A 23,089-nucleotide genomic window follows, 5' to 3' on the forward strand; every position below is an offset into this window, starting at 1 on the left:
CAGTAATAGAGGACGAAAGAAGTCTACTACTGTGCTTTCTGTTGGGCAGGAAGCCCACACTGTACCGTCAGGTCAGTGTGGGTAGTTCACAGATTATGGGTTTCATCTAATACTTTATGGCTAACGCCACGCTTCGCTATCAAACAACCTCTAAACATCAACCCCTTTTTCTGGTTCTATATTCTTTCTTGTTCCTGACTCCTAACCTTCACGATAAATGGCATCTGCTACTAAAGTAACTTGTTGCATTTCTTGAACATCGTGAACTCGGAGGATATCTGCACCATTAAAAATCGCTGCACAACAGGCTGCGGCTGTTCCCCAAACTCGCAATTTCGGATCTGGTTGATTAAGAATATTACCTATAAAACTCTTACGAGATGCTCCCACCAAAATTGGAGAATTAAGTGTTTTTAGTGATTTTAAGCGGCGAAAAATTTCTAAATTCTGCTCATGGTTTTTAGCAAAACCAATACCAGGATCAATAATTATTTTATTTTTGTCAATTCCCAAAAGTGTAGCTTCGGTAATTTTCTGAGATAAAAATTGATAAATATCAGCAATTAGATCTTCATAATCAGTACATTTTTGCATAGTTTGGGGAGTTCCTCGGATGTGCATTAACACAATCGGCACATTTAAACCAGCCACAGTTGGCAACATTTGGGGGTCAAATGTTCCAGCAGAAATATCATTAACTATATCTGCTCCAGCGATAATTGCTGCTTTAGCTACTTCTGCTCTAGTTGTATCTATAGAAATAGGAATATCAATAACTGGACGTAGCAACTCCAAGACAGATAGCACCCGCTCAAGTTCTGCTTCTAGGGATATTTGTTCTGCCCCTGGACGGGTTGATTGTCCACCAATATCAATGATATCAGCACCAGCCGAAACCATTGCTTGTGCCTGGGTTAAAGCCGCTGAGGTGGTGTTAAATTTACCACCATCACTAAAACTATCCGGGGTGACATTCAAAATTCCCATGAGATAAGTCCGCTTTCCCCAGGTAAAACAGTGATCTCGGATAGTTAAGTTGTTAGACATGAAATTTTTTAACTTTTAATTGATGTATCCCCAATCCCCAATCCCCATTATTGATAGTTGACAATTCTGGCAAAACTATCAGCTTTTAGACTAGCGCCACCAACGAGAGCGCCGTCAATTTCTGGTTGTGCCATAATTTCATCAATATTATTCGGGTTGACTGAACCGCCATATTGGATAGGAACTAGGGGATTAGTTAATTGACTGCGAATTAAGCCAATTACCCGATTTGCTTCCTTGGATTCACAGGTATCACCAGTACCAATTGCCCAAATTGGTTCATAAGCAATAATTAGGTGAGTTTGATCAATATCTACCAAGTCTTTTTTTAATTGGTTGCTAATTATTGATTCTGTTTCCCCTGCGTCTCGTTGTTGTTTAGTTTCCCCAACGCAAAGAATGGGTGTGAGTCCATGCTTTTGGGCGGCTTTAAGACGGAGATTGACAGTTACGTCAGTTTCTCCGAAGAATTGCCGTCTTTCACTGTGTCCAACAATGACAAAGCGCACACCAATTTCCGTGAGCATGGGGGCAGCAATTTCGCCTGTATATGCTCCATGTTCTTCCCAGTGGACGTTTTGCGCGCCCAAATTTACACGGCTACCATGTAAAGATTTGGACAGCAGGCTTAAGTCGGTGAAGGGAGGACATAATACCACTTCTCGTTCTGAGGGGGTTTCCTCCAGGTGAGGCAAAAATCCGCTTAAAAATTCTGCGGATTCTGCCTGGGTTTTAAACATTTTCCAGTTTCCAGCAATAACGATTTTCCGCACAGGTGATTTAATCAAGATTTTAATGCTACTAGATGCACTTTTCAATGTACTACTTTTTTAGGACTATTCACTAAGCAGAATTCACTGACTCACAGAAATAGTCGTCAGTAGTAATATAGGCTGATGGTTGGTTTTTTAACTTAGATAGAGTTTTTGTATCAATCAAAAATTTAGCTATTTGCTAAAATTAGGTGAGCAGTTGCGCTTGATTACGTAAACGCAACTACTAAATTAAACTAACTGTAAACCAGCTTTTGCTTCTTTGGCGATCGCCTCTACTTCGTCATTTACCAAGGTTGCTAGAATAGATTTAGCTTCATCACTACCCAAACGAGTTAAAGCTTGTACTACTCTGTAACGTACTTGCCAATCTGGATTAGTGCTGTATGGAACTAGGAGAGGAACTGCTGTTGGATCTCCCAATTCACCAAAGGAACTAATGGCCGCAGTTTGAATTAAGCCATTATCGGAAGCAAGTGCTTGGGTAAGCAATTCAAAGGCTCGCGGATCTCCTAATTCTCCTAATGTCGCAATAATGCTAAACTGTACCAGCCATTCTGGTGTTTCTTGGTAAAGCTGTTGTAAGTCTTCAAAAGCGTCATGTAATTTCAGCGCACCTAAACAGTCTGCTGCGGCTGCTTGAACATCTGCTTCTGGATCATGAAGTAAACCCCGGAGGATATTCAAGGATAATGGTAAATCCTGTGTTCCCAGGGTATCCATTTGACTTACGGCCGAATAACGCACACGCGCACTGCTGTCAAGGATGGCAGTTTGTACTAATTCTAAACCGATTTGTGGTTCTAGTTCCCGAATTTGATTGACTGCACGCAAGCGATCGCCTAAATTGTCAGAACGCAGTAATTCTCTTATACTATCAGCAGACACACTCATTTAATTGTCCTTTGTCAATTGTCAATTGTCAGTAGGGGCGAAGCATTTGGAAGATAAATTATCGGTCATTGCCAAAAATAGTTCTCCAAATGCTTCGCCCGTACAGTTGTTAGTAGGGGCGGCTTCGCCCGTACAGTTGTTAGTTGTCAGATAATATTTCTCTCCTTTGCTACTCTGCGGCCATAGTGCGAATAATATCACCACGAGTTAGAATACCAATTACCTTACCCGCATTGTCAAGGACTGGGAGACGATGAACTTTGTGTTCTTGTATTAGTTTTGCAGCTTCTCTTAATGGTTTATCAGGAGAAATAGTTAGGGGATTTTTACTCATAACTTCCCGTACTGTTTGTCCTAAAGCTTTATGTAAATCTCGTTCATAAGTAGCAGGATTTTGTAAATAAATCACACTATCCAAAATCATGATATATGCAGGGGGAGTTATACCAGTTTCTTGCCACATCAAATCTGTTTCTGAGATAATTCCGACTAATTTACCTGCGTCATCAATTACAGGTAAACCGCTAATTCGTTTTTCTGCCAGAATTTGGATAGCTTCTTTTAAGGGAGTTTGAGGACGGACGAGGATAGGATCACGACTCATCACATCAGCAACGGTTTTAGACATTTTTTTACTTGCACCTTTTATAAAAGTCTTTTTAACTATTGTAGGAAATTATTGGTAACAAATAAAATACAGTTAATAGATTGTTACTTTTCATTTTAAAAATAAACGTTGTTTTTGTTTAAAAAGCATTTTTAGCAATGCCATTGTACCATAAAAGCCTAAATTTTTAATTAATTAAAACCATAAATATCTCCACGTACAGAGATCGCATCAACTAATTTACCATTTATTGAATATTGCCTCCAAAAGCTTCTGTAAAGCCATCAAGTTATTATTTTGTGCTGAGTATAGATATGATTCTCCTAAAATCAGGAACTAATATTACTGCAAATACTGTACTTCCCAATCTTCAAGTTGTAGATTTTTAACTCTTTGAAATTCTCTAGTATTATGAGTTACTAAAATAAGATTGTTAGCTAATGCAATAGCAGCAATTTGAAAATCATAAGCACCGATAGGAGTGCCTAATTTTGATAGTTGAGAACGGATTTCACCATAAATTTTAGCTGCTTTTCCATCAAAAGGTAAGCTGATATATTGAGAGAAAAATAACTCATATAAAGCTAAATTTTGCTCTTTTTTTACACTACGACAAGCTCCATAGTATAATTCTGCTTTGACAACATCACACAAATAAATATTTTCACGATGAGTAGTTTTAAATTTATTAATTACATTTTCACTACGTCCGGTTAAATATTGAATACAGGTATTAGTATCTAACAAGTAAATCATTATTCAATATCCCAAATTCTTTGATCACAATCAACTAAATTTTCTCTAACTAAAACTTCACCTTCCCATTTTCCAGCAGTTTTATCAAAAAAATCAGCAGGATATCCTAATTCTTCTGGTGTTGGTATTGTTTGTTCGGAAGAATCAGTAATAATAATTACTAATTCTTGATTAGCTAATTGTTGGGGAAGTTGTAGAAATAATTTACCTTCTGCATCAACTTTTGATTTAAGTTTTATTTGCATATAATTAGCTCCTTAATATCTTTTGTTATTATACTACTAATTTCTCGAAAAATATTTTTGGCTCTTCGGTACTTACTATGCTAAATTAACCCATCTAATTCTCCAGATTGTGTGAAATCAATTGTTTCTAAAGGTTGTTGAGTTTTTAACTCTACTTCATTAAAGTTATTCGTCATGCTTATTTTCCATTTTTCGACTTTTTAAGGTGTTCTAAAGCTACAGTACGAATTAAATTATGTTGTCTCAATAAATAATCATCATTATCATCAATCATTTCTTCGATTAGATAACGATCACGTAATGTATTTAACACTGCATATTTATCTTCTTCCTCTAAACCCAAAGTTTCCAAAGTATTAAAATAAAAATTCTCTCCTACTGGATAGGAATAAACAGAGCCAAATATAAGCATAAAATAAGCATTTGGCACATCATTAGCTAGTCTCTTAAACGTCTTTTCAACACGCTTTTTTACAGCCATTTGCAAACTGCTAGTATATCTATCTAGCCTCATCTCATCATGATCTGATTTAGCTTTTTCTTCTTTCTGACTTTGTTCAACTTTTTCTACTTCATGTCTATATTTTTTCCAGTAAGCTACAATACTTCCATAAAAAGGATGACTGGTTATTTCTCCAGTAATTACTCTCAATGCTAAGGGATGTCCTTCATAAGCAGCACCAATTCGTTTTAGATAGGTTCTACTATCTGACTTATCTGAATCTGTGCCAATATTTAGCCCAGCTTGTTTAAAAAATTCTAATTGCTCTATATCATTAAATCCTTTCAGCGGTTCACAATGCCAATAAGTCGGATAACGCGAGCCAATAATATATAATTCCTGCGGTAAATCCTGAGAAGTAATGATAATTCTACTTTTACAAGAGTTTGCAGACAGCAAATAATTAAAGAACTTTTCCCAATACTCATCGTGAAAATCACCATTTCCTTTGAGGATGAATTCCAAAGAGTCAATCACCAGCAAATAGGGATTATTTTCTAAGCGGGTAACTATCCAGTTAAACAATAGCTGTGAATCGTTGCGGTCTTCTGGTGTGAGTATTTCGCCTGAATTGGTGAGGATGAAAGCCGCTACACTGGCAAAATCTGTATCTTGGTAATGGTCAAAATTGATTTTAATAGATTCAGGGAAATTCCTTAGTAATTCTGCTGTCAATCGGCCAGCGAAAGCAGTTTTACCAATGCCAGTTATCCCAGTAAGTATTAATACTCGACAATCTCCGCTAAGTTTAGCAATTAGTGTAGCGATCGCACTTTCCCGACCTACGAAGTTAGGATCATATTCCTGAGTATGGGTGTCTTGCTTGTTAGATGTATTAAGGGAAAAGATGCTGTCACTGCGATCGCTAATTTCACCAGCATCTTTCTGACTTGCATATAGAGTTTGCAAATGTTTCCTTAATATTTCCTTTTTGCCTCTTTTTGGATTTATAAGTGCTGAACATTCTGCCTCAAAGAGTGCGTATATTCCTTTCAAATGACCCTCTATTGTTTTATCTATTGTTGGTGATTCGTTGTCTCCAAATATTTCAATAAAAGTCAACCGATGCACCTCTTTATGTAATTTTTGACGTGCAATTTCTTTTATAAACTCAGCCCAGTCCATCAAAATACCCTCCTTAAACTCTATTAATCAACTTTGATTTATTTTCGTCTACTTACTTAGGTGATTCAGTTGAAAATCTCACAATTTCAATACAGGTGCTAATTTTCCTGATCGAATTATACCACCTGGTGCTTGGCTGCGATCGCTAATTTACCGTTTATTTTAGGGCAATCTCAGGGCAATTTGAGGGAATCCGATGCAAAATCAAAATTCTCTCAGTATAAATAAGGGAATACGTGGGTGTACGTCAATTGAGATCAGTGTTCTAATCAATTTATTGCAAAACACAACCCAGTGTTGAGCGATAAATCAAAGTTAACAAAAGAGAGACTTATGAATCTAAACCGTTTTATCAAAGCAGTTGCAGCAACCGCTGGAGTTGCATTCGCATCTTCCATTGGTATCGGCTCAATTTCATCCGCTTTAGCTAATCCTATTGATCCTGATCCTAGTTTACCAACTGTAAGCGACTGCTATAAATATATGTATCATCTACTAAACGGGACTGCGTCGATAAAGCCTGACGGTAGAACTACGTATGACTGGGCTTGCGCCGAACGTCTGCCTAATGGACGAATAAATAAGAATCGAATTGACTTGAGTTCTTGTATGAAAAAGAAAGGCAATGGGATTTTTGTTCTTAGATCTCATGATTATGATGAGGATCGCGAACCGGTTTCTTGGCAATGCGGAAAATACAATCTCCCACAGTTGGGAAGATAGATACAACCCGTATTCTTGGTATTGCGGACGATAAAAATTCATGATTCTCCGGCTTTGAATCATGATTCTCAGGCGATTGCTCAATGCGATCGCCTTGCTTCAGCATCAGAAAATGAACTCACCAGTGACCGAGCAAAAAGAACTCTTTATGATGTTGAAAGCGGATATATCAAAACGATTTCCGAGGCTTGTCAATCCAAAGATTTCATTAGAGCAGAACTAAGTGCTAAGAGGGTGTTTGAAAAGTGGTATTCCGTAATTTTCAAACATCCTCTTATGGTTCACGCAGATTATCCAAATGTCAAAAATGCCAAGGAACAGGTTTTTGTTAAAATCAAAATTGATAATTAAATTCAGATTTCGTAGGGGTTTAGCATTGCTAAACCCTTCCTAATAACTATCTAATTTATCAATTCTCCTGATGATATTTCCTCAAAGCCGCAATAATTTCCCCATTGGCTTCTGGGAAAGTAAAATTATCCAATTCATCCAAACTTACCCAGCGAATTTCATCACATTCTATGGTTTGAGGAACACCCGCTAAATGTTGAGAATGATGAACTGTCAAAGTCACCCGCAAATGGGCATAAGTGTGGTCAATAGTAATCAGATGTTCTCCAACTACAATTTCTATACCCAACTCTTCCGAAATTTCTCGTTTAATACATTCTTGAATAGTTTCACCAACTTCAATTTTCCCCCCTGGAAATTCCCATAAACCACCCATTGTCCCTGTAGGAAGTCGTCTATCAATTAAAATCTGTTTTTGGTCATTCCAAATAACAGCAACACCAATAATTTTATGAGGAATAGAAGAACTACTTTCATTCATATAATTACTCAGTACCAATAAATAAAAAAACTCAGTAGACTAATTATATATCTACCGAGTTTATATTTATTTTGAGAATTTTGCTAAATGTTAGTTTGATGTGTTAATAAATTAAATAAAAAACACCCGTTGGATCATAATCAAAATTATTGTAAAAAAAATAGTTGAGAATATCAAGTCCGGAAATGAACGTTTTTAGGGGCAATTATTGAGAATATTCTCAAGATTATTGACAATAGAGAGGAATGCGCTTTTTTTTGAAAATCTGATTGAAAAAACTTATAGGTTTTGGAAAAAACCATAAGTTAAAAAGTAGTTGGGTTGACACGAGAAAACCCAACTTGCTAATTATCAAGTTACGGTAATCATCATACCTGCACTTTCATTCCCTAATCTATCCACAGCACAGACTGCATAAGTTCCTGGTAGAACTGTCGCAAAGGTAGTACCAGCGGATAAAATGCGTTGAATTAGCCAATTATTGCTATTTTGCAAATACAGAGTCCAAGAACGCACAGGTTGATCATCTCCTGCTTCCCAGTTTAATTTACCATCCATAAACTTGAGGTTTTTGGGAGGTGGTGGCGTAATGGAACTTTGCCATGACATAGTGGGAATTAAGGCAGGTGTGGGATAATAGGTTTTAAATTGGTCAGCGATGCCTTGGCGATTTTCCTGAATGCCAGTCATACTAAAAAAGATATTACCTAAAGACAAATTACCTGCTAAATTCCGAGAAATCTGAATTTGCTTGGCAATTTCGCTATTTTTCCATTCCTTACCATCTAATTGTCCGAGATTATTACCTGCATAGATGTGACGCTGTTTAGTATTGATTTCGGTCCACCATTGCAGTAAAGTTTGATAGGCTTGTTTGGTTTGGTCAGTACGCCAGTAGAGTTGAGGAGCAATATAATCTATCCAGCCTTGCTGTAACCATTTTTTAGAATCTGCATAGAGGACACTGTAGGCATCTAAACCGACAATTCCCCCAGGTTCTCCAGAACGATAAATACCAAAGGGACTAATTCCAAACTTTACATGAGGTTTGGTGGCTTTAATTCCTTGAGAAAGTCGCAATACCATTTGATTGACGTTTTCGCGTCGCCAATCTTCTATATTTAGTTTACCCCCACTGGTTTGATATGCTGCGTAGGTTTTATGATCAGGAAAAGGTTGACCAGATATGGGATAGGGGTAAAAATAATCATCTAAATGAATAGCATCTAAATCATAACGACGGACAACATCAATAATGACGTTGTATGCTCTGTCCTGAACGATTTTTGCACCGGGGTCCATCCATTGTTGAGTACCCCATTGATAAACAACTTCGGGGTTTGTAACTGCAATGTGGGGACGAACGGTAGAAACTCGACTATTTGCTCTAGCACGATAAGGATTAAACCAAGCGTGTAATTCAATATTGCGTTGATGACATTCGGCGATCGCAAACTCCAAAGGATCATAAAATGGTGATGGGGCTTTTCCCTGAGTTCCCGTTATCCAAGCACTCCAAGGTTCTAATTCCGAAGCATATAAAGCATCACCTTCTGGTCTTACCTGCAAAACTAAAGCATTGAAATTCAAAGCTTGTAACTGTTTAATAATCGCTAATAATTCCGCTTTTTGCTGTTCCACAGCCAGTCCCGGTCGAGAAGGCCAATCACTATTCCATACAGACGCAACCCAAGCCCCCCGAAATTCCCGCCGATGATTTAGCTTAACAGTATGAGCAGTGGTAGGTTTAGGGATGGTTGGAGGAACAACAATATAATCAGTCGGGATTTTTTCCGCTTTTTCTAAATATACTAAAGCCTGATAAACCATTACTGCGACTTCTGCACGAGTAGCGGCTGTTTTGTAATTAAGTATTTTTCTGTTCGGATAACTAACTACCCAACCAGCACGAGTTGCTAACGCGACTTGATTAATCCCATAGTAAGGAATTAAAGATCCATCTTGATAAATTTCTGCTAGTTTACTTACTAAATCTAGGTCAACTTGACCAGCAAGTTCTAAGCCATTGACCATTGCTACTAAAGCATCACCTCTAGCAATACCTTCATCTATCCCAAACCGCCGATTTGGATAACCCGTTAAAAATCCAGTTTCATAGACCTTTTTAATCGCGTTTATCGCCCAATGCGTCTGGGGAACATCTACAAAAGGTACATATTCCCGTTTGACAGGCAGGGAAAAAATTGCAGCGATAATAGCTGCAAATTCAGCACGAGTCACAGAGTTATTAGGGCGATAAGTTCCATCAGAATACCCACTGAGAATTCGCCGTGCTGCTAAAGCTTCAATAAACCCTTGGGACCAATGACCTTGAATATCCGAGAATCTTATAGGAGTAGATACCATACCTTTGTTAAATTTTTTTTTCCCCCATAAGCCATTATAATTGGTAATCTTTGTTTATTTCAAAGTTGGAAATAAATCCCACCTTGTAGAATTAACAGCAGCAGCATCTTTTAAAGTTCTTTTTGACCAGTCCCGACAGCAACACAATAAAGAGCAGCATGACGTTCTCCATCAATACCCAACATAGCATTTAAACCCAGATCATGAAATCCACCAATACAAAGACTGTCCAGCCCCAATTGCCCAGCCATTAAGCAGATATTTTCGGCTTGATGACCAGCTTCTAAAAGAGCAAAGCGGTAGCCCCGCGCCCCATATTTGCCCATTGAGCGCATAAAAACCGATGTGAATACAAACAGAGCATTGGCATTGAGAATGTAATCTTGCTGCAATAATGGTTCTACAAAATCTGTTGGGACTGCATCATTTACCCAATGTAACCCGTGTCCGCGAGGTTCATAGTGATATAGTCCGCTAACCAAACCTGCTACCGCTTGTGTGGATACGAACACCTCCAGGGGATAAAGTCCCCCCGCAGAAGGAGAGTTACGAGCCTCATAGCATTGACCATCCACTTCCCGCAGTCCGTTGAGTCCACATCCTGAGTCGAGCAGTTGAGCTAAGGCGACAAGTGGCATTACCTGACGCTCAAATGATCGGACAGAAGTACGTCGCGCTAAAAGCTCAGACAGCGGGTTATCACGTGGTGCTTTTGGCAATTCCAGAAAAGGAGCTTCTGGCAGATATCGCAGTTCAGTAGCCGGAACCCGCTTAACATAACTTTTAGGGACTGGAGAGTTTAAATGATAGAGAAGAGCTAACTCCAGAGGTTCATTGGCTGTGTGCATTGTGCTAATTTCCTCGTTTTAAGCCATAGGATGTGGGCAGGGATTTAAGTCATTTTTAGTCCGTCGGCCACCATAACCCAACCTTTCTGGGACCTCGAATAACCGCCGAGTCCCCAGTGGTTCTTGTCCATAACCAAAATATATAGGGACTATTTCACTGGCTAAAGTCCGCACCACTCGAAAACCAAGAGAGGCGATATCAGGGGCAGTAATTTCCACTACATAAGGTTCAACACCTACTGAATTTAACTTGGCAACTACTGATTGCAAATTCTCTGCTTCAGACTCAGATTCGTAAGTTGGTAAATATTCAACTTGGCAAGATTGGTCATGGTGAAATAGAAAATCCAACTCACCTAGCCGAGCCGTCGTGTAAAAAAAAGCGTTGTGATCATCTAAATTCTGAATATCACTATATTGATGGAGATTAGCCCCAGCGCCAGTTTTCATCCGTTCTATGTCACCAAAGCGAGCTTGACAAACTTCAAAAACTGCCTTGTGGAAAGCCGTTGGTGCATCAAGATGACATCCCATACCAGTGGACACAGCGGGACCTTTGCCCGAACGGTCAATTAACATGGCCATGAAAACCGGGACTTGAATATCAGTAGTTAACTCGAAGACAACTAACTCAATGCCAAATCGGGCGTAGTGGCGAGCAATTTCCGTCTCAATTCCTGGTAGGTGGTCAAAATAGATGCGTGGGGCAGGGAGGCGATTTAACCAGGTAATAATGAAAGCATCACGCTCAATTAATTCGCACAAACCCCGGTAGGCAGCAAACTCCCAAGATGGTCCACTAGCCATACCGTTAGAACTAATAGGTAAAATATGATCTCCTGGTTGGTCGCCACCCCAGTCTAAATAAACCAAGAAGGCTGGAACTAAAACCTGTTGCTTACTGGTTAAGGAAAGGGCATTCATCCACGAAGTCTGCGTTGTGGGATTAAAGGCCGGGAAAGGGAAAGTTGGGTGAGAGTATTGTTGGTCAGAAAAAGGAGAAAAAACGGTCGAAGGGACGGCACGATTACCTAATTCTTCGTAGCTACTAACAATTATTTGCCGATAATCAACAATACCACCGCAGTATCTTTCTATAGCTTCGCCCACAGCCCCAAAAATGGCTTGTTCATCTGTCATGCCCCTACCGACACCGTAGCGTAAATCATCAGACTGTTTACGAAGCTGAAAATTGGCTAATTCGGCTTGCCACAAAACGGGAAAATCGAACTCTGTATAAGGCTTGGTGAATCTATCTAAGGAGCGGATAACGCCAGTATGGGGGCTGACTAGATCTTGCCAACGGGGACGTGCAATCGCTGTATTCACTGTGTTCTCTCCTATCTTTTTCCGTTCCCTATCTTGACTGAACAATGGGGACAACCTGGTTTTTTGAGGACAACGTTATGAGTAAGTTTTGTGCCAAGTAAGTCTATATGTAGTAGTTTTCCGTCAGTAGCGATCGCCAAACCGAGCATCATTTTCACAGCCTCAAGAGCTAAATAGCTACCCACCAACATCTGACCTATCGGTAAATTTTCCCGTAGCCTTGGTTGAGAACGTCGTTCTCGGTTGAGCAACTGTTCAACCGCCAATTCCGCCTCTGGAAACTTGGAACAAGCCATAGACCGCATTCGATAGCATAGATAACAGGGTTTGTCCTGGGAAAAAACCAGCGGACCGACAGTTCCCTCAACCCCAGCCGCTCCACCGGGTAGTAATGGGCGCTGCATCTTCAGGCATAGTCTGTTCAGACGATAGGCTAGATTCACAGATACGGCATCAGTAGCGACAATTACAAGGTCAACGTCCTCCAGCAAAGAATTGATGGTTGCGTCGTCATTTAAACCATCTGTGACAATCTCAGCCTCGGTGATTCCGCCAATGGACTCAATCTGTCGCGCTGCTTCCACACTGCGAAAAGTGCCAATTTTATTCAATCCCGAACCTGACATCATCAGGGAATCCGCCGGCAGGATACAGGCATCATCACACAAACGGACAAAACCAATCCCAGCAGTAGCTAGGTTAATTGCTGCTATCAGTCCCGAACCTCCCAGTCCAAAAACAGCAATCCTCGCATTGGCTAAGTTTTTTCGAGCATCTTTTTGGTCAAAGCCTAATTCATGATAAAGGCTGATTTGAGGAAGTAAATAAGCACGACTATCTAAATCATCTGTATTTTCTAGAGGCTCTTCTACTAGGCGATTGTCCATCAAAAACTCTAAACATTGATTGAGGGAAGAATCTGTCAATTGTTCGCCAATTGCATTGCGGATTTCTCCTATGGTTCGAGAGCCGTCTAGTAAAGGTAAAACAATGTTTTCTACATTATGCAGAGCTTGACCCTGGACTCTCAGGGTTCGTCGTGTTGTATTAAATATCATACTTTCTTCGCCACTACAATCTGCCGGCATCACGTTAATAACAACGTGTTCTAGTAGCCGTAACCGCTTACCATCATTTAATTTCATAAAATTGGTTTTAGGAATTGAATGCTTGTCAGTGCGTTTTCTAGATGTAGAGACGTTCCATGTAACGTCTCTACATTCTGTTATTTCTCTAGGTTTAGTTAGTATCCAAATCCAATTTCATCAGTGTCCTCCAATACACCTGATACTGTTGCATGACCAACACCACCACCACATCCACCACCACCACCACATCCACCGCCACCGCCGCAATGTCTACAGTGTCTGCAATGTCTACAATGTCTACAGTGTCTACAGTGTCTACAGTGTCCACATCCACCACCACCACCACCACCACCCCAATTAGCAAACCATCTTTGGGTGGTTTCAGAGTCGAATTCTCCCGATATTGCTAATTTTTCTAAAGCTGCTATTTCCTCCTCAGACAACAGAAGTCTTTCTAGTTTGTCTGCTTGATCTACCAAACGCATTTCTACATATATTGGTTGGTCGAGTGTTTTTTCTGCAAGCATTGTCACCTACTCCTTTCAACTTAAATTTAATAACCTGTTTGCAAATCTCTATTCGAGTTGATAGAAAGCTGGAATGATGTTTTTAAATCAACCAGTTTTCACAAATTCTTCAAAATTACACTAGTCCACAACGGCGTAAGTCAACTAACCATTAAAGATTCATAAAAAGCTTATACAATCTGCTTTTTTAATTTTTAATTGTTAATTTTTAATTCCGCCCTGCGGTATTAGTCCACAAAAGAGCAAAACCACTTTCTGATTAGTGTGGAGAACTATCAGATGGGATTTATATTCTGTAAAACCTTGTCTTTTATGAAAATTGCTCTTTTCAGAGTCGCCAATTATGTCTTTGTTTGCTTATCCGATTCTTACAAGAATATCTTTTTCTAGATAATTTTCTTCTTTCTTAAGTAGTATTATTTTATCTTTTGATAGAGGAGGAATCAATTTATGAAATTGTGCTAATGGTGAATGAGAATTCTTGTAACATAGAATAATTTTATAGTTAAAGCGAATTTAAAATAATGCTTATGACCGATTTAAAAGCGTAGCTCTATTTCTTTATAATTACTCCTTTAGTAAGGTTATCAGACTTGATTACTTTTCAGGATTTATCTAAAAATAGCAAATAAAATATCTGATCATCCTTTAATGATCGAGGTTATATTGGTTCTAGGCTGTTTTGATATCCGTGAAAATTCTGAACAACAGACATTTGAAAATTTTTGAAATATTCATCCCTAAGAAGTGGAGAACAAAATTTTTCAAAAGTAGAATATTAAAGTAATAGATAGCAGAATCCGAAAAAATTCCTGATCAACTTTGCAGCGACTGATTGCTGGTTAAGTTGGAAAAGGATAAAATTTGATTCTTGAAAAATAAACTCTCTCAAGTGATAAATCTAGTTATTACTCAGAAAATATCAAACTTTTGGAAATCAGAGAATTATCTAACCCTTTATAAAAATTCAGGTTTAATTAATGAGCGATTTAAGAGTTTGGGCTGGAGACTACACTAGAATTTTATTTCGTTCTTTACCCTTATTATGGACAGCAGCACCTCAAGAAATGGTGTTTTTAATTGCTGTGACTTTATTGCAAGGGTTTCTTCCTGGGGTTAGTGTTTGGATTACCAAACTGGTAGTAGATACTGTGGCTACAGCCTTAACAACTGGTCAAGCATTAGATGATTCAATTTTGTGGTATTTGGTAGCAGCATGGGTGGGAGCTTTGCTATTAGAAAACCTTCTCTATCCTTGGATATTGGCACTTCAAGGAAATCTCAATGATAAATTAGCGGCGCATATTAGTTTATTATTAATGCGAAAAGCTGATAGTTTTGCCGACTTGAGCCGTTTTGAAGATGCTGAATTTTATGATGAGTTACAAATTCTGCAACAACAAGTTAGCTATAAACCCTTAAACTTAGTTGAGAACTTGGTGGAATTAAGTCGCTCATTGATTACTTTAATCGTAGTAATTGGGCTATTGATTCCCCTGGCTTTTTGGATACCATTGGTAATTGCGATCGCTACTATACCCCAAATAGTAGTTTCTTCCCAATATGGTAGAGAGATTTGGATCACTTTATTTGAAAACAGTCCTCAAGCCCGAAAAATGCAGTATTACACCTCTTTAATGCTGACTGACACCTATGCCAAAGAAGTTAGATTATTTCAGCTAGGTGCATTTTTCATGCAGCTTTACGGACAAGCATTTCAATCGTTACATCAATCCATGCGTCATTTGCGAGGTAAACAAGCATTTTGGTCATCTAGTTTAGCTATTTTGAGTACATTAGGAAACGGATTTTCTTTCTATTGGGTAGTCAAACAAGCCTTTAGAGGACTGTTAAGCCCAGGAAGTGTACTTCTGTTCGTACAATCATTAACTTACTTCCAGAATAGTTTATTTAGACTTGTCAGTCATTGGTTGGATTTGTTCGAGAATATTATTTATATGCAGCAGTTTTTCAACTTTCTCGACAGTCCTACCCCCATGGTATTGAACATACCCGGAGAAAAAATCCCCACTCCGATTCGTGCAGGTATTACTTTTGAGCAAGTTGATTTTCACTATCCAGATGGTAGATTAGCACTCAAGGACATTTCTTTTACACTTTACCCAGGACAAACAGTCGCTATCGTTGGCGAAAATGGCGCAGGTAAAACCACCCTAGTCAAGCTATTAACGAGGCTCTACGACCCCACCACAGGACGGATTATCGTTGATGGGATAGACCTGAGAGATTTAAATTTAGAACAGTGGCGGCGGCAAATTGCGGGGGTTTTCCAAGACTTTGGCCATTACTCACTCACCTTGGGCGAAAATATTGCATTAGGAAATTTAGCAGCGTTAGAACATCGAGAGATTCTTAGATATGCAGTAGAAAAAGCCGATATCGTCAAACTAGTTGATGATTTTCCCAGTGGGGAAGATACACAATTGGGTAAACAGTTTGGCGGTACAGAACTTTCTGGAGGACAGTGGCAAAAATTAGCTCTAGCTCGTGCTTTTGTTCGCAAAGAAGCCCAATTACTACTTTTGGATGAACCTACCGCAGCCCTTGACCCCCGCAGCGAGTGTGATTTTTACCTGCGGTTTGTGGAACTAGCGGAAGGCAAAACTACCATTCTGATTACCCACAGATTAGCCTCGGTGCGAATGGCTGACCGGATTTTAGTCCTCAAAGATGGTCATTTAATTGAGGATGGTACTCATCAAGAACTTTTACAACTGGGAGGAGAATATACCGCGCTTTGGAATATGCAGGTAGAACAATATGGGGTGTAATACCAATGTTATCTGAGGCTGCACAGAATTATGTTTCGCGCAAAGACGCAAAGGAGCAAAGACGCAAAGTTTTAGATTCCTCAGTATGCAAGGTACACATCAGCTATGAAGATCAAAAATCCGATTCCTTGGCTAATTGGGCTGACTGCATTTGGTTTATCTGGAATGGGTATTGCTTACTTCAGCCATTGGTATCAACCAAGCAAAAATGATATTACAGATTTGACAGTCCCTGTCACTACCAGCAACTTAAACATTAAAATTAAAACCAATGGAGTTGTCCAACCAGTTCGCAAAATTAATATTAGCCCAAGAGAAGCCGGTCGAATTGCCAAACTCTATGTAGATGAAGGTAGTTCTGTTCAAAAAGGGCAATTAATCGCAGAAATGGAGCGTCAAGCCTTTCAAGCCCAGGTGAATCAGTATCGAGCGCTGTTATGGAAGGCAAAAGCCGAATTACAAGAAAAGCGTAAGGGTTACAGACCGGAAGAAATTGCGATCGCTCAAGCTGATGTGCGTAAGTACACGGCGCAAGTGAGGGAAGCTCAATCTCGCTTGGCATTAGCCTCTCAACGAGTCAAGCGCAGGCAATATCCTACATCTCAAGGAGCAGTATCCCGTGATGATTTAGATGCCGTCTTGAACGAAGAAAAAAGCGCTAGGGATAACTTACAACAAGCTAAATTTAGTCTGATATCTGCCCAACAACAAGTGAAAAAACTACTTTCCGGTTATCAAACTGAGGAAATTACCAAAGCTGGTGCTGAAGTAGCTCAAGCAACTGCCCAATTACAATTTTACGAAAATCAATTAGAAAATACTTTCATTCGCGCCCCTTTTGCTGGCTTAATTACCCGACGTTTTGCCCAAGCGGGGGACTTCGTAACTCCAAATACTTCTGTTTCTACCAATGAAGGGGGAACTAGTGCCTCCATTGCTGAATTATCCAGTGGTTTGGAAATAGAAGCTAAAGTTCCCGAAGTGAATATGGCGCAAATTCAGAAAAATCAGCCTGTAGAAATTCGCCTTGATGCTTTTCCTGATCAAGTTTTTCAAGGGAAAGTCCGTTTGATTGCTCCTAGAGGAGTTAAGGAAGAAAATGTCACTTTTATGCGAGTCAAGATTGCTTTGGCAACGGGTCAAGATAAACTCAAGGTAGGGCTAAATGTGAAGTTAACTTTTTTGGTGAATGACATTCGCAATGCCTTGGTTATTCCTTCGGCTGCGGTGGTTTCTGGGAAGGGAGGGCAGGTGGGTGTACTGTTACCAGATAAAGATAATCAAGCAAAATTTCATCCTGTACAGGTAGGAATTACTTCTGGTGATAAAACCCAAATTTTAGGCGGACTTTCCGAAGGTGAACGGGTTTTTATTCAGCCACCAGCTAATCAATTAATTGATGGTATTGATCGTGTTACTGGATCTTAGTCTACTCTCTTTCTACTGGAAGAATATTGATTAAATGAACCACGAAGGAGCGAAGAACACGAAGAAAGAAGGAAGAAGAAAGAAGGAAGGAAGAAATTAAGTAATTTTATGCTGGGAAGGGATTATGAATTATGAATTTGCTGGAAAGTGTGAATATGGCTTTTGCAACTCTCGCTGCTAATAAACTCCGTAGCGGATTAACTATGTTGGGAATAATTATTGGCAATGCTTCAGTTATTAGTATGATTGGGATTGGACAGGGCGCACAGAATCTTGTGTTGGGTAAACTTGAGGCGTTTGGAGCAAATCAACTGACGGTATATAGCACTTTTGAAGATGATGAAGGCATGAAATTTCCTGATGCTCAATTGGTGCTTTCAGATGCAGAAGCAATTAAGGCTCAAGTTCCTAGTGTTAGCAAAGTTGCGCCTATAGATGAGCAAAAAATGTCAATTAGTTTTAATAACAAGTTAACATCAACAACTGTTAAAGGCACTACGTTTGATTTGCTTGCTGTGCAGAATCTTACTCTTGTCACTGGCAGAATGTTTAACCAAATACAACAGCAAGAACAGGCTCAAGTTACTGTTTTGGGTGCAGAAACTAGTCGGAAACTTTTCGGCGATGAAAATCCTGTAGGGCAAGAAGTTCTTATTAATAATATATCGTTTCAAGTTATTGGTTTATTGCAATCAAAGGGTGCATTTGGTGGGGAGAATTCTGATCAAACTGCTATTGTTCCCCTCACAACATTTGCTAATAGGTTAGTGGGACGCAGATCAATATCTGATATTCCTCTCAGTTATATTTTAGTGACTGCCAAAAATAGAGATAGTATTCGCGCCGCAGGTTTTCAAATTACTAATATTCTGGCTCGACTACATGGGAAAAATGATGTGGCTGTTTTTGCTAATAAGAAGTTTCAAGAATTGGTAGTTCAGGTAACTGGTGTTTTGTCATTATTATTAGCTTTAATTGCGGCTATTTCTTTGTTAGTTGGGGGAATTGGTATTATGAATATTATGTTAGTTTCTGTGACTGAACGTACTCAAGAAATTGGGTTGCGTAAGGCAGTTGGGGCAACTCAGAATGATATTTTAGCGCAGTTTTTAATTGAGGCAATTATTCTCTCTCTTTCTGGCTGTCTGCTGGGCATAATTGTAGGAGTTGGGGGAACTATGCCGTTAGCCTTCTTCACGCCTTTGACTCCTCAATTTCCTCTATATGCGATTGTTGTCGCGGTGGGAATATCCGGGAGTATAGGCTTGATTTTTGGTGTATTTCCGGCCCGACAAGCAGCGATGTTAGACCCAATTGTTGCCCTAAGAAGTGGGTGATTATTGAGATTTTTTACGTCACTCCTTCCAATTCCTCATCAGTCAAATCATATAACTTTCGCAACTTATCCAACTTATCTCCATCAGCTTGCCATAAACCGCGTCCCGATGCTTCCAACATTCTCCCCACAATATTTCTAAAAGCTTCAGGATTGGCTTTGCGTAATTTTTCCGCCATTTCTGGATCTAAAGCATAAGTTTCTGCGGCTTGATCATAAACCCAATCATCTTGAAAATCAGCAGTACCACCCCAACCAATTAAAGCCGTCATGCGTTGGGAAATTTCAAAAGCACCACCAGAACCTTGATTAGCCATTGCGTCAGCCCATTTGGGATTTAATAACTTAGTTCGGTATTCCATTCGCAATAAATCATCTAAATTGCGGGGTGTGGTGTCTTTAGAAAAACTTTCGACAAAACTGGCTTGTACTTTTTTTCCACTTTGCTTTTCGGCAGCTTTTTTCAAACCTCCCGTATTGGCATAATATTCCTGAATATCGGTTAAACCATATTCTACCGAATCTATTTCTTGAATAATGCGATCGCTAGTTTTTAATAATGTCTGCAATACTTCTGGTCTAGCTTGTCCTTTATCATTTCTACCATAACTAAAAACATTGCGACTTTCCCAAGTATCCCCCAACTCTTCTCCAGATTCCCAATTACCATCAACAACTCTATCATTAACCAAAGAACCAAAATCACCAGAGGGATTAGAAAACAATCTTGCGGAAGAATTTTCCACACCTTGGGCTTTTAAAATCAAAGCGTGTTTTCTAATAAAATTCATTTCCTCCGGTTCATCAATTTCCGCAGCCCGTTGAAATAAATCATCTAACAATTCAATGATATTCACAAAACTATCCCGGAAAATTCCCGATAGATTTGCTAACACATCAATACGGGGATGTCCAACATCAGCAAGAGGTTTTAAATCATATCTAACAATGCGTCCAGTTCCCTCCTTCACAGGTTCAGCACCCACCAATTCCAAGAGAATTCCCAAAGATTCACCCTTAGTCTTAATAGCATCCAAACCCCATAATAAAACTGCTACAGTTTCGGGATATTTCTTATTTTCATCTAAAGACTGAGAAATAATTTTCTTAGCAATTTCCTTACCCCGTGCAAAAGCAGCAGGAGAAGGCATTCTATAAGGATCTAAAGCATGAATATTCCTACCCGTAGGTAACACCCCAGCACCATCCCTTAACAAATCCCCACCAGGTGCAGGAGGAATAAACTCACCATTTAAACCCCTTAAAAGATTCGTTAACTCATCAGTAGACTGATTTAATAACCTTGTAATTTCCTTTCTTTCTTCTTCCTTTCTTCCTTCGTGTTCTTCGCTTCTATATCCCTCCGGGACGCTGCGCGAACGTGGTTCATTCTCTCCCCCAAAATAAGCATCCAAATAACCAGTTAACTCCTCCTGATTTGGTGCTTCACCTAAAGTATGTAAACCAGAAGAAAAAAGACGATTTTCGAGAACTTGGAGATACTCATACAACTTCACCAAATAATGATCAAAAGCGTGATTACTAAACATCCTCACATTTTCCGGCGTAAAGGGAATACCCAACCTTTTCGCATCATCAAAAGGACAATCCACCTCCAATCCAGTATCAACTATCTTTTTACAAATGCCTTCTTTTAACAGATAATTCTTTTCTGGATCTTCTCGATATTCTGCAATTAAATCGCGGATATTTACCAATTCCTTATACAAACCAGCGCGTCCATAGGGAGGGACATTGTGAGAAATTAACACGCCATAACCGCGACGTTTGGCTAAAATTGATTCTGAAGGATTATTTGCGGCATAAATGTAGAGATTGGGCAGATTTCCTAAGAGAATATCAGACCAAGAATAGCCAGTATTTCCTAATGGTGAACCGGGCAACCATTCTACGGTTCCGTGCATTCCAAAATGAACAACTGCATCAGCTTGAAAATCGTTTTGTAACCATTTATAATAAGCTGCATATTGAGGATGGGGGGTTAGATCTCTTTCAAACATTAACCGCATGGGATCTCCTTGAATTCCCAAAGGTGGCTGGACACCTATCCACACATTTCCTAATTGCACACCACCAATATTAAACTCGTCTCCATAGGTTTTAATGCCGCTACCAGTCAGATATTTCCATTGTTTTTCAATGCGAGATGTAAAAAGATAGCCCAACCATTTTTCTAATGTTCTAGCATTAACAGTTGTGATGTCTTTTATGTTATTTTCTACCAGGGGATTAATTTCATCCGCTGCTTTAATTTGGCGAATTAATTCTTCACCATCTTCGGGAATTTCACCAACTGTATAACCCTGTTCTTTCAGTGCATGAAGTAATTTAATTAAACTGCGAGGAACGTTTAATAATGCAGCAGTTCCTACAGCACCATAACCAGGGGGAAAACCATATAAAATAATGGCAATTTTCCGTTGAGAAATAGGTTTTTGGCGGAGAGAAATCCAGCTTTTAACTCTATTAGTTAATCGCTGTATTCGTTCAGGAACTAAATAAATTTGTTCCCCAACTAAACCACCGAGAGGAATTGTATCAATTGCGCCATCTAATTCTGGCAAAGCATATAAGACAACACTTTGCAGACCGCCTACGCCTTGCCTTGTCCAAGAATGAATGTCTTGAATTAATAAGGGTGCAGCAACTATATAAGGAACATTTTTGGCTGTGAGAATGCGTTTAGCTACTTCCACCTGTCTTCCGGCTTCCATTGAACCAGCCGGACCACCAACCAGGGGAAAACCAATGGTAGAAACTATGGCATCAATTTTTACCGATTCTGCGGAAAGGGAAAGGGTTTCAATTTTACCTCTTTGACGTTCTTGGGTTTCGTAGTCGCTGGTCATCCAATCTCTAACGGCTACGTGTCCCTCTACACCGTTGATAAAGATGGGTAAGGGAGTCAAACCCGCTTTTTCAAAATAGCGGATTAGTTGGGGAATATAGGGCAATTTGGTGATGACGTGCTTTCGGTAAAGTAAAATACCGATGATTGGGGACTGGGTAATTTTATTCCTTTCTTTCTCCTGACTCCTGACTCCTGACTCCTGACTCCTTCTTTGATACCATTCTAAGTATGCTTTGGGTGATGTAAAAAATCCTTGATAATCAGGATGTAATAACCCCATATCGGGGGTTTCCATGGGTGGGGGTATATCTCCAACTTTTAACTCTAAGTATTTTTCCGCAATTGTCCAAAATAAGGAAGCGACGTTTTCTGAACCGCCGGCGTTCCAGTAACCATAGATAATTAACCAGTTACGAAGGTCTTGGACTTTTTGGACGGGGATGAATTTTAATAACTTTGGTCCGATTTTCAGGAAACTGATATAACCGGCAAGTTTGTCTTCTTCTTTACCGTTGCTGAATTTGTCCAGGATGAATTTAATGGGTTTGGGCATTCCTGCGGGTTTGTCACCAATCGCAAATGCTCCTATTTTGGTTAAACTCATTAATTCCAGTGCTGACTCGAAAATGAGCCGGATAGGGATGTTAGCGACACGCTCCCGCAACCATACAACTTGGTCATAATCAAAGAGTAAGCTACCAAAGAATACATCTGCGTTTTTAAGTGCCGCTGCTACTTCCGTGCTATTGGTGGTAATATTGCGATCGCTAAATACTCGAATATCCAACTCTGGACACCGGGAATTAGCCAAATCAGCCGCTTTTCGGTACAAGTCCGCGTTAAACGATTCAAACCCAGCAATCAAGACAATGCGTTTCATGCGCTTTTGCTACGAAATATTTCTTTACATTGATCTTAAACATTTTTGGAGATTAATGGGGGAATCTCTACCTAGAGATTAAAATAATGTCTATGCTTTTTGGAACTATATTAACCAG

General features: G+C 39.5%; 20 protein-coding genes. 6 read left to right on the forward strand and 14 right to left on the reverse strand.

The features are described from left to right. Positions 1-201 precede the first annotated feature (201 nt). The 3 genes from folP to nblB form a co-directional block, all read right to left on the reverse strand. Positions 202-1,047, reverse strand: coding sequence for a dihydropteroate synthase (gene folP, locus AN490_RS16555; RefSeq protein ID WP_300005564.1), 846 nt, complete (start codon positions 1,045-1,047; stop codon positions 202-204). A 47-nt stretch (positions 1,048-1,094) separates the two neighbouring features. Beyond that, the gene (gene tpiA / locus AN490_RS16560) at positions 1,095-1,820 is read right to left on the reverse strand and encodes a triose-phosphate isomerase (RefSeq protein WP_015080065.1); all 726 of its coding nucleotides are present in this window, start codon (positions 1,818-1,820) and stop codon (positions 1,095-1,097) included. Positions 1,821-2,051: 231 nt separating this feature from the next. Further along, positions 2,052-2,714 (reverse strand): phycobilisome degradation protein NblB, encoded by a 663-nt coding sequence (nblB, locus tag AN490_RS16565; RefSeq protein ID WP_271822511.1) that lies wholly within the window; start codon positions 2,712-2,714, stop codon positions 2,052-2,054. A 25-nt stretch (positions 2,715-2,739) separates the two neighbouring features. Between nblB and AN490_RS16570 the strand changes: the two genes are divergently transcribed. Continuing rightward, on the forward strand, positions 2,740-2,868 hold the full coding sequence (locus AN490_RS16570) for a hypothetical protein (protein ID WP_300005567.1): 129 nt from the start codon (positions 2,740-2,742) through the stop codon (positions 2,866-2,868). 15 nt (positions 2,869-2,883) lie between these two features. On the opposite strand, the gene AN490_RS16575 is transcribed toward AN490_RS16570, so the two are convergent. The 4 genes from AN490_RS16575 to AN490_RS16590 all read right to left on the reverse strand — a co-directional run bounded on the left by AN490_RS16575 (position 2,884) and on the right by AN490_RS16590 (position 5,949). Next, entirely contained in the window at positions 2,884-3,342 is a 459-nt protein-coding gene (locus AN490_RS16575; protein ID WP_300005569.1) for a CBS domain-containing protein, read from the reverse strand. Between the two features lie 321 nt (positions 3,343-3,663). Continuing rightward, positions 3,664-4,077, reverse strand: coding sequence for a type II toxin-antitoxin system VapC family toxin (locus tag AN490_RS16580; RefSeq protein ID WP_300005571.1), 414 nt, complete (start codon positions 4,075-4,077; stop codon positions 3,664-3,666). Further along, entirely contained in the window at positions 4,077-4,322 is a 246-nt protein-coding gene (locus tag AN490_RS16585; RefSeq protein WP_300005573.1) for a hypothetical protein, read from the reverse strand. Before AN490_RS16585 ends, AN490_RS16580 begins: the two co-directional genes overlap by 1 nt. 178 nt (positions 4,323-4,500) lie before the next feature. Continuing rightward, on the reverse strand, positions 4,501-5,949 hold the full coding sequence (locus tag AN490_RS16590; RefSeq protein WP_300005575.1) for an ATP-binding protein: 1,449 nt from the start codon (positions 5,947-5,949) through the stop codon (positions 4,501-4,503). Between the two features lie 333 nt (positions 5,950-6,282). On the opposite strand from AN490_RS16590, the gene AN490_RS16595 reads away from it, so the two are divergent. Next, positions 6,283-6,672 carry a hypothetical protein gene (locus AN490_RS16595; RefSeq protein WP_300005577.1) on the forward strand — a complete coding sequence of 130 codons (390 nt, stop codon included), beginning with the start codon at positions 6,283-6,285 and terminating at the stop codon, positions 6,670-6,672. A gap of 21 nt (positions 6,673-6,693) precedes the next feature. Continuing rightward, positions 6,694-7,023, forward strand: a complete 330-nt coding sequence (locus AN490_RS16600; protein ID WP_300005579.1) for a hypothetical protein — start codon at positions 6,694-6,696, stop codon at positions 7,021-7,023. Between the two features lie 58 nt (positions 7,024-7,081). On the opposite strand, the gene mutT is transcribed toward AN490_RS16600, so the two are convergent. The 6 genes from mutT to AN490_RS16630 all read right to left on the reverse strand — a co-directional run bounded on the left by mutT (position 7,082) and on the right by AN490_RS16630 (position 13,663). Beyond that, a complete protein-coding gene (mutT, locus tag AN490_RS16605) occupies positions 7,082-7,504 on the reverse strand; it encodes an 8-oxo-dGTP diphosphatase MutT (RefSeq protein ID WP_300005581.1) in 423 nt (140 codons plus the stop codon). Positions 7,505-7,855: 351 nt separating this feature from the next. After that, the gene (locus AN490_RS16610; RefSeq protein WP_300005583.1) at positions 7,856-9,871 is read right to left on the reverse strand and encodes a family 10 glycosylhydrolase; all 2,016 of its coding nucleotides are present in this window, start codon (positions 9,869-9,871) and stop codon (positions 7,856-7,858) included. A 110-nt stretch (positions 9,872-9,981) separates the two neighbouring features. Continuing rightward, positions 9,982-10,719, reverse strand: a complete 738-nt coding sequence (locus AN490_RS16615; protein ID WP_300005585.1) for a SagB/ThcOx family dehydrogenase — start codon at positions 10,717-10,719, stop codon at positions 9,982-9,984. An 18-nt stretch (positions 10,720-10,737) separates the two neighbouring features. Next, a complete protein-coding gene (locus AN490_RS16620; protein WP_300005587.1) occupies positions 10,738-12,048 on the reverse strand; it encodes a YcaO-like family protein in 1,311 nt (436 codons plus the stop codon). A gap of 11 nt (positions 12,049-12,059) precedes the next feature. After that, positions 12,060-13,193 carry a TOMM precursor leader peptide-binding protein gene (locus AN490_RS16625; RefSeq protein ID WP_300005589.1) on the reverse strand — a complete coding sequence of 378 codons (1,134 nt, stop codon included), beginning with the start codon at positions 13,191-13,193 and terminating at the stop codon, positions 12,060-12,062. 98 nt (positions 13,194-13,291) lie between these two features. Next, a complete protein-coding gene (locus tag AN490_RS16630; protein ID WP_300005591.1) occupies positions 13,292-13,663 on the reverse strand; it encodes a hypothetical protein in 372 nt (123 codons plus the stop codon). Between the two features lie 980 nt (positions 13,664-14,643). Here AN490_RS16630 and AN490_RS16635 point away from each other — a divergent pair. From AN490_RS16635 to AN490_RS16645, 3 genes are all read left to right on the forward strand, one after another. Further along, positions 14,644-16,455 (forward strand): ABC transporter ATP-binding protein, encoded by a 1,812-nt coding sequence (locus tag AN490_RS16635; protein ID WP_300005593.1) that lies wholly within the window; start codon positions 14,644-14,646, stop codon positions 16,453-16,455. A 105-nt stretch (positions 16,456-16,560) separates the two neighbouring features. Continuing rightward, positions 16,561-17,883 carry an efflux RND transporter periplasmic adaptor subunit gene (locus AN490_RS16640; protein WP_213714131.1) on the forward strand — a complete coding sequence of 441 codons (1,323 nt, stop codon included), beginning with the start codon at positions 16,561-16,563 and terminating at the stop codon, positions 17,881-17,883. A 131-nt stretch (positions 17,884-18,014) separates the two neighbouring features. Further along, positions 18,015-19,220 carry an ABC transporter permease gene (locus AN490_RS16645; RefSeq protein ID WP_300005596.1) on the forward strand — a complete coding sequence of 402 codons (1,206 nt, stop codon included), beginning with the start codon at positions 18,015-18,017 and terminating at the stop codon, positions 19,218-19,220. Between the two features lie 13 nt (positions 19,221-19,233). On the opposite strand, the gene bchH is transcribed toward AN490_RS16645, so the two are convergent. Continuing rightward, positions 19,234-22,971, reverse strand: coding sequence for a magnesium chelatase subunit H (gene bchH, locus AN490_RS16650; protein WP_300005598.1), 3,738 nt, complete (start codon positions 22,969-22,971; stop codon positions 19,234-19,236). Between the last annotated feature and the right edge of the window lie 118 nt (positions 22,972-23,089).

The organism is Anabaena sp. AL09, assembly GCF_001672255.1.
Lineage (GTDB): Bacteria > Cyanobacteriota > Cyanobacteriia > Cyanobacteriales > Nostocaceae > Dolichospermum > Dolichospermum lemmermannii.

Excerpts from the sequence above, each read along its gene's own strand:
- folP (WP_300005564.1), bottom strand. The coding sequence starts at position 1,047 with ATGTCTAACAACTTAACTATCCGAGATCACTGTTTTACCTGGGGAAAG.
- nblB (WP_271822511.1), bottom strand. The coding sequence starts at position 2,714 with ATGAGTGTGTCTGCTGATAGTATAAGAGAATTACTGCGTTCTGACAAT.
- AN490_RS16575 (WP_300005569.1), bottom strand. The coding sequence starts at position 3,342 with ATGTCTAAAACCGTTGCTGATGTGATGAGTCGTGATCCTATCCTCGTC.
- AN490_RS16580 (WP_300005571.1), bottom strand. The coding sequence starts at position 4,077 with ATGATTTACTTGTTAGATACTAATACCTGTATTCAATATTTAACCGGA.
- AN490_RS16585 (WP_300005573.1), bottom strand. The coding sequence starts at position 4,322 with ATGCAAATAAAACTTAAATCAAAAGTTGATGCAGAAGGTAAATTATTT.
- AN490_RS16590 (WP_300005575.1), bottom strand. The coding sequence starts at position 5,949 with ATGGACTGGGCTGAGTTTATAAAAGAAATTGCACGTCAAAAATTACAT.
- AN490_RS16595 (WP_300005577.1), top strand. The coding sequence starts at position 6,283 with ATGAATCTAAACCGTTTTATCAAAGCAGTTGCAGCAACCGCTGGAGTT.
- mutT (WP_300005581.1), bottom strand. The coding sequence starts at position 7,504 with ATGAATGAAAGTAGTTCTTCTATTCCTCATAAAATTATTGGTGTTGCT.
- AN490_RS16610 (WP_300005583.1), bottom strand. The coding sequence starts at position 9,871 with ATGGTATCTACTCCTATAAGATTCTCGGATATTCAAGGTCATTGGTCC.
- AN490_RS16615 (WP_300005585.1), bottom strand. The coding sequence starts at position 10,719 with ATGCACACAGCCAATGAACCTCTGGAGTTAGCTCTTCTCTATCATTTA.
- AN490_RS16625 (WP_300005589.1), bottom strand. The coding sequence starts at position 13,193 with ATGAAATTAAATGATGGTAAGCGGTTACGGCTACTAGAACACGTTGTT.
- AN490_RS16630 (WP_300005591.1), bottom strand. The coding sequence starts at position 13,663 with ATGCTTGCAGAAAAAACACTCGACCAACCAATATATGTAGAAATGCGT.
- AN490_RS16635 (WP_300005593.1), top strand. The coding sequence starts at position 14,644 with ATGAGCGATTTAAGAGTTTGGGCTGGAGACTACACTAGAATTTTATTT.
- AN490_RS16640 (WP_213714131.1), top strand. The coding sequence starts at position 16,561 with ATGAAGATCAAAAATCCGATTCCTTGGCTAATTGGGCTGACTGCATTT.
- AN490_RS16645 (WP_300005596.1), top strand. The coding sequence starts at position 18,015 with ATGAATTTGCTGGAAAGTGTGAATATGGCTTTTGCAACTCTCGCTGCT.
- bchH (WP_300005598.1), bottom strand. The coding sequence starts at position 22,971 with ATGAAACGCATTGTCTTGATTGCTGGGTTTGAATCGTTTAACGCGGAC.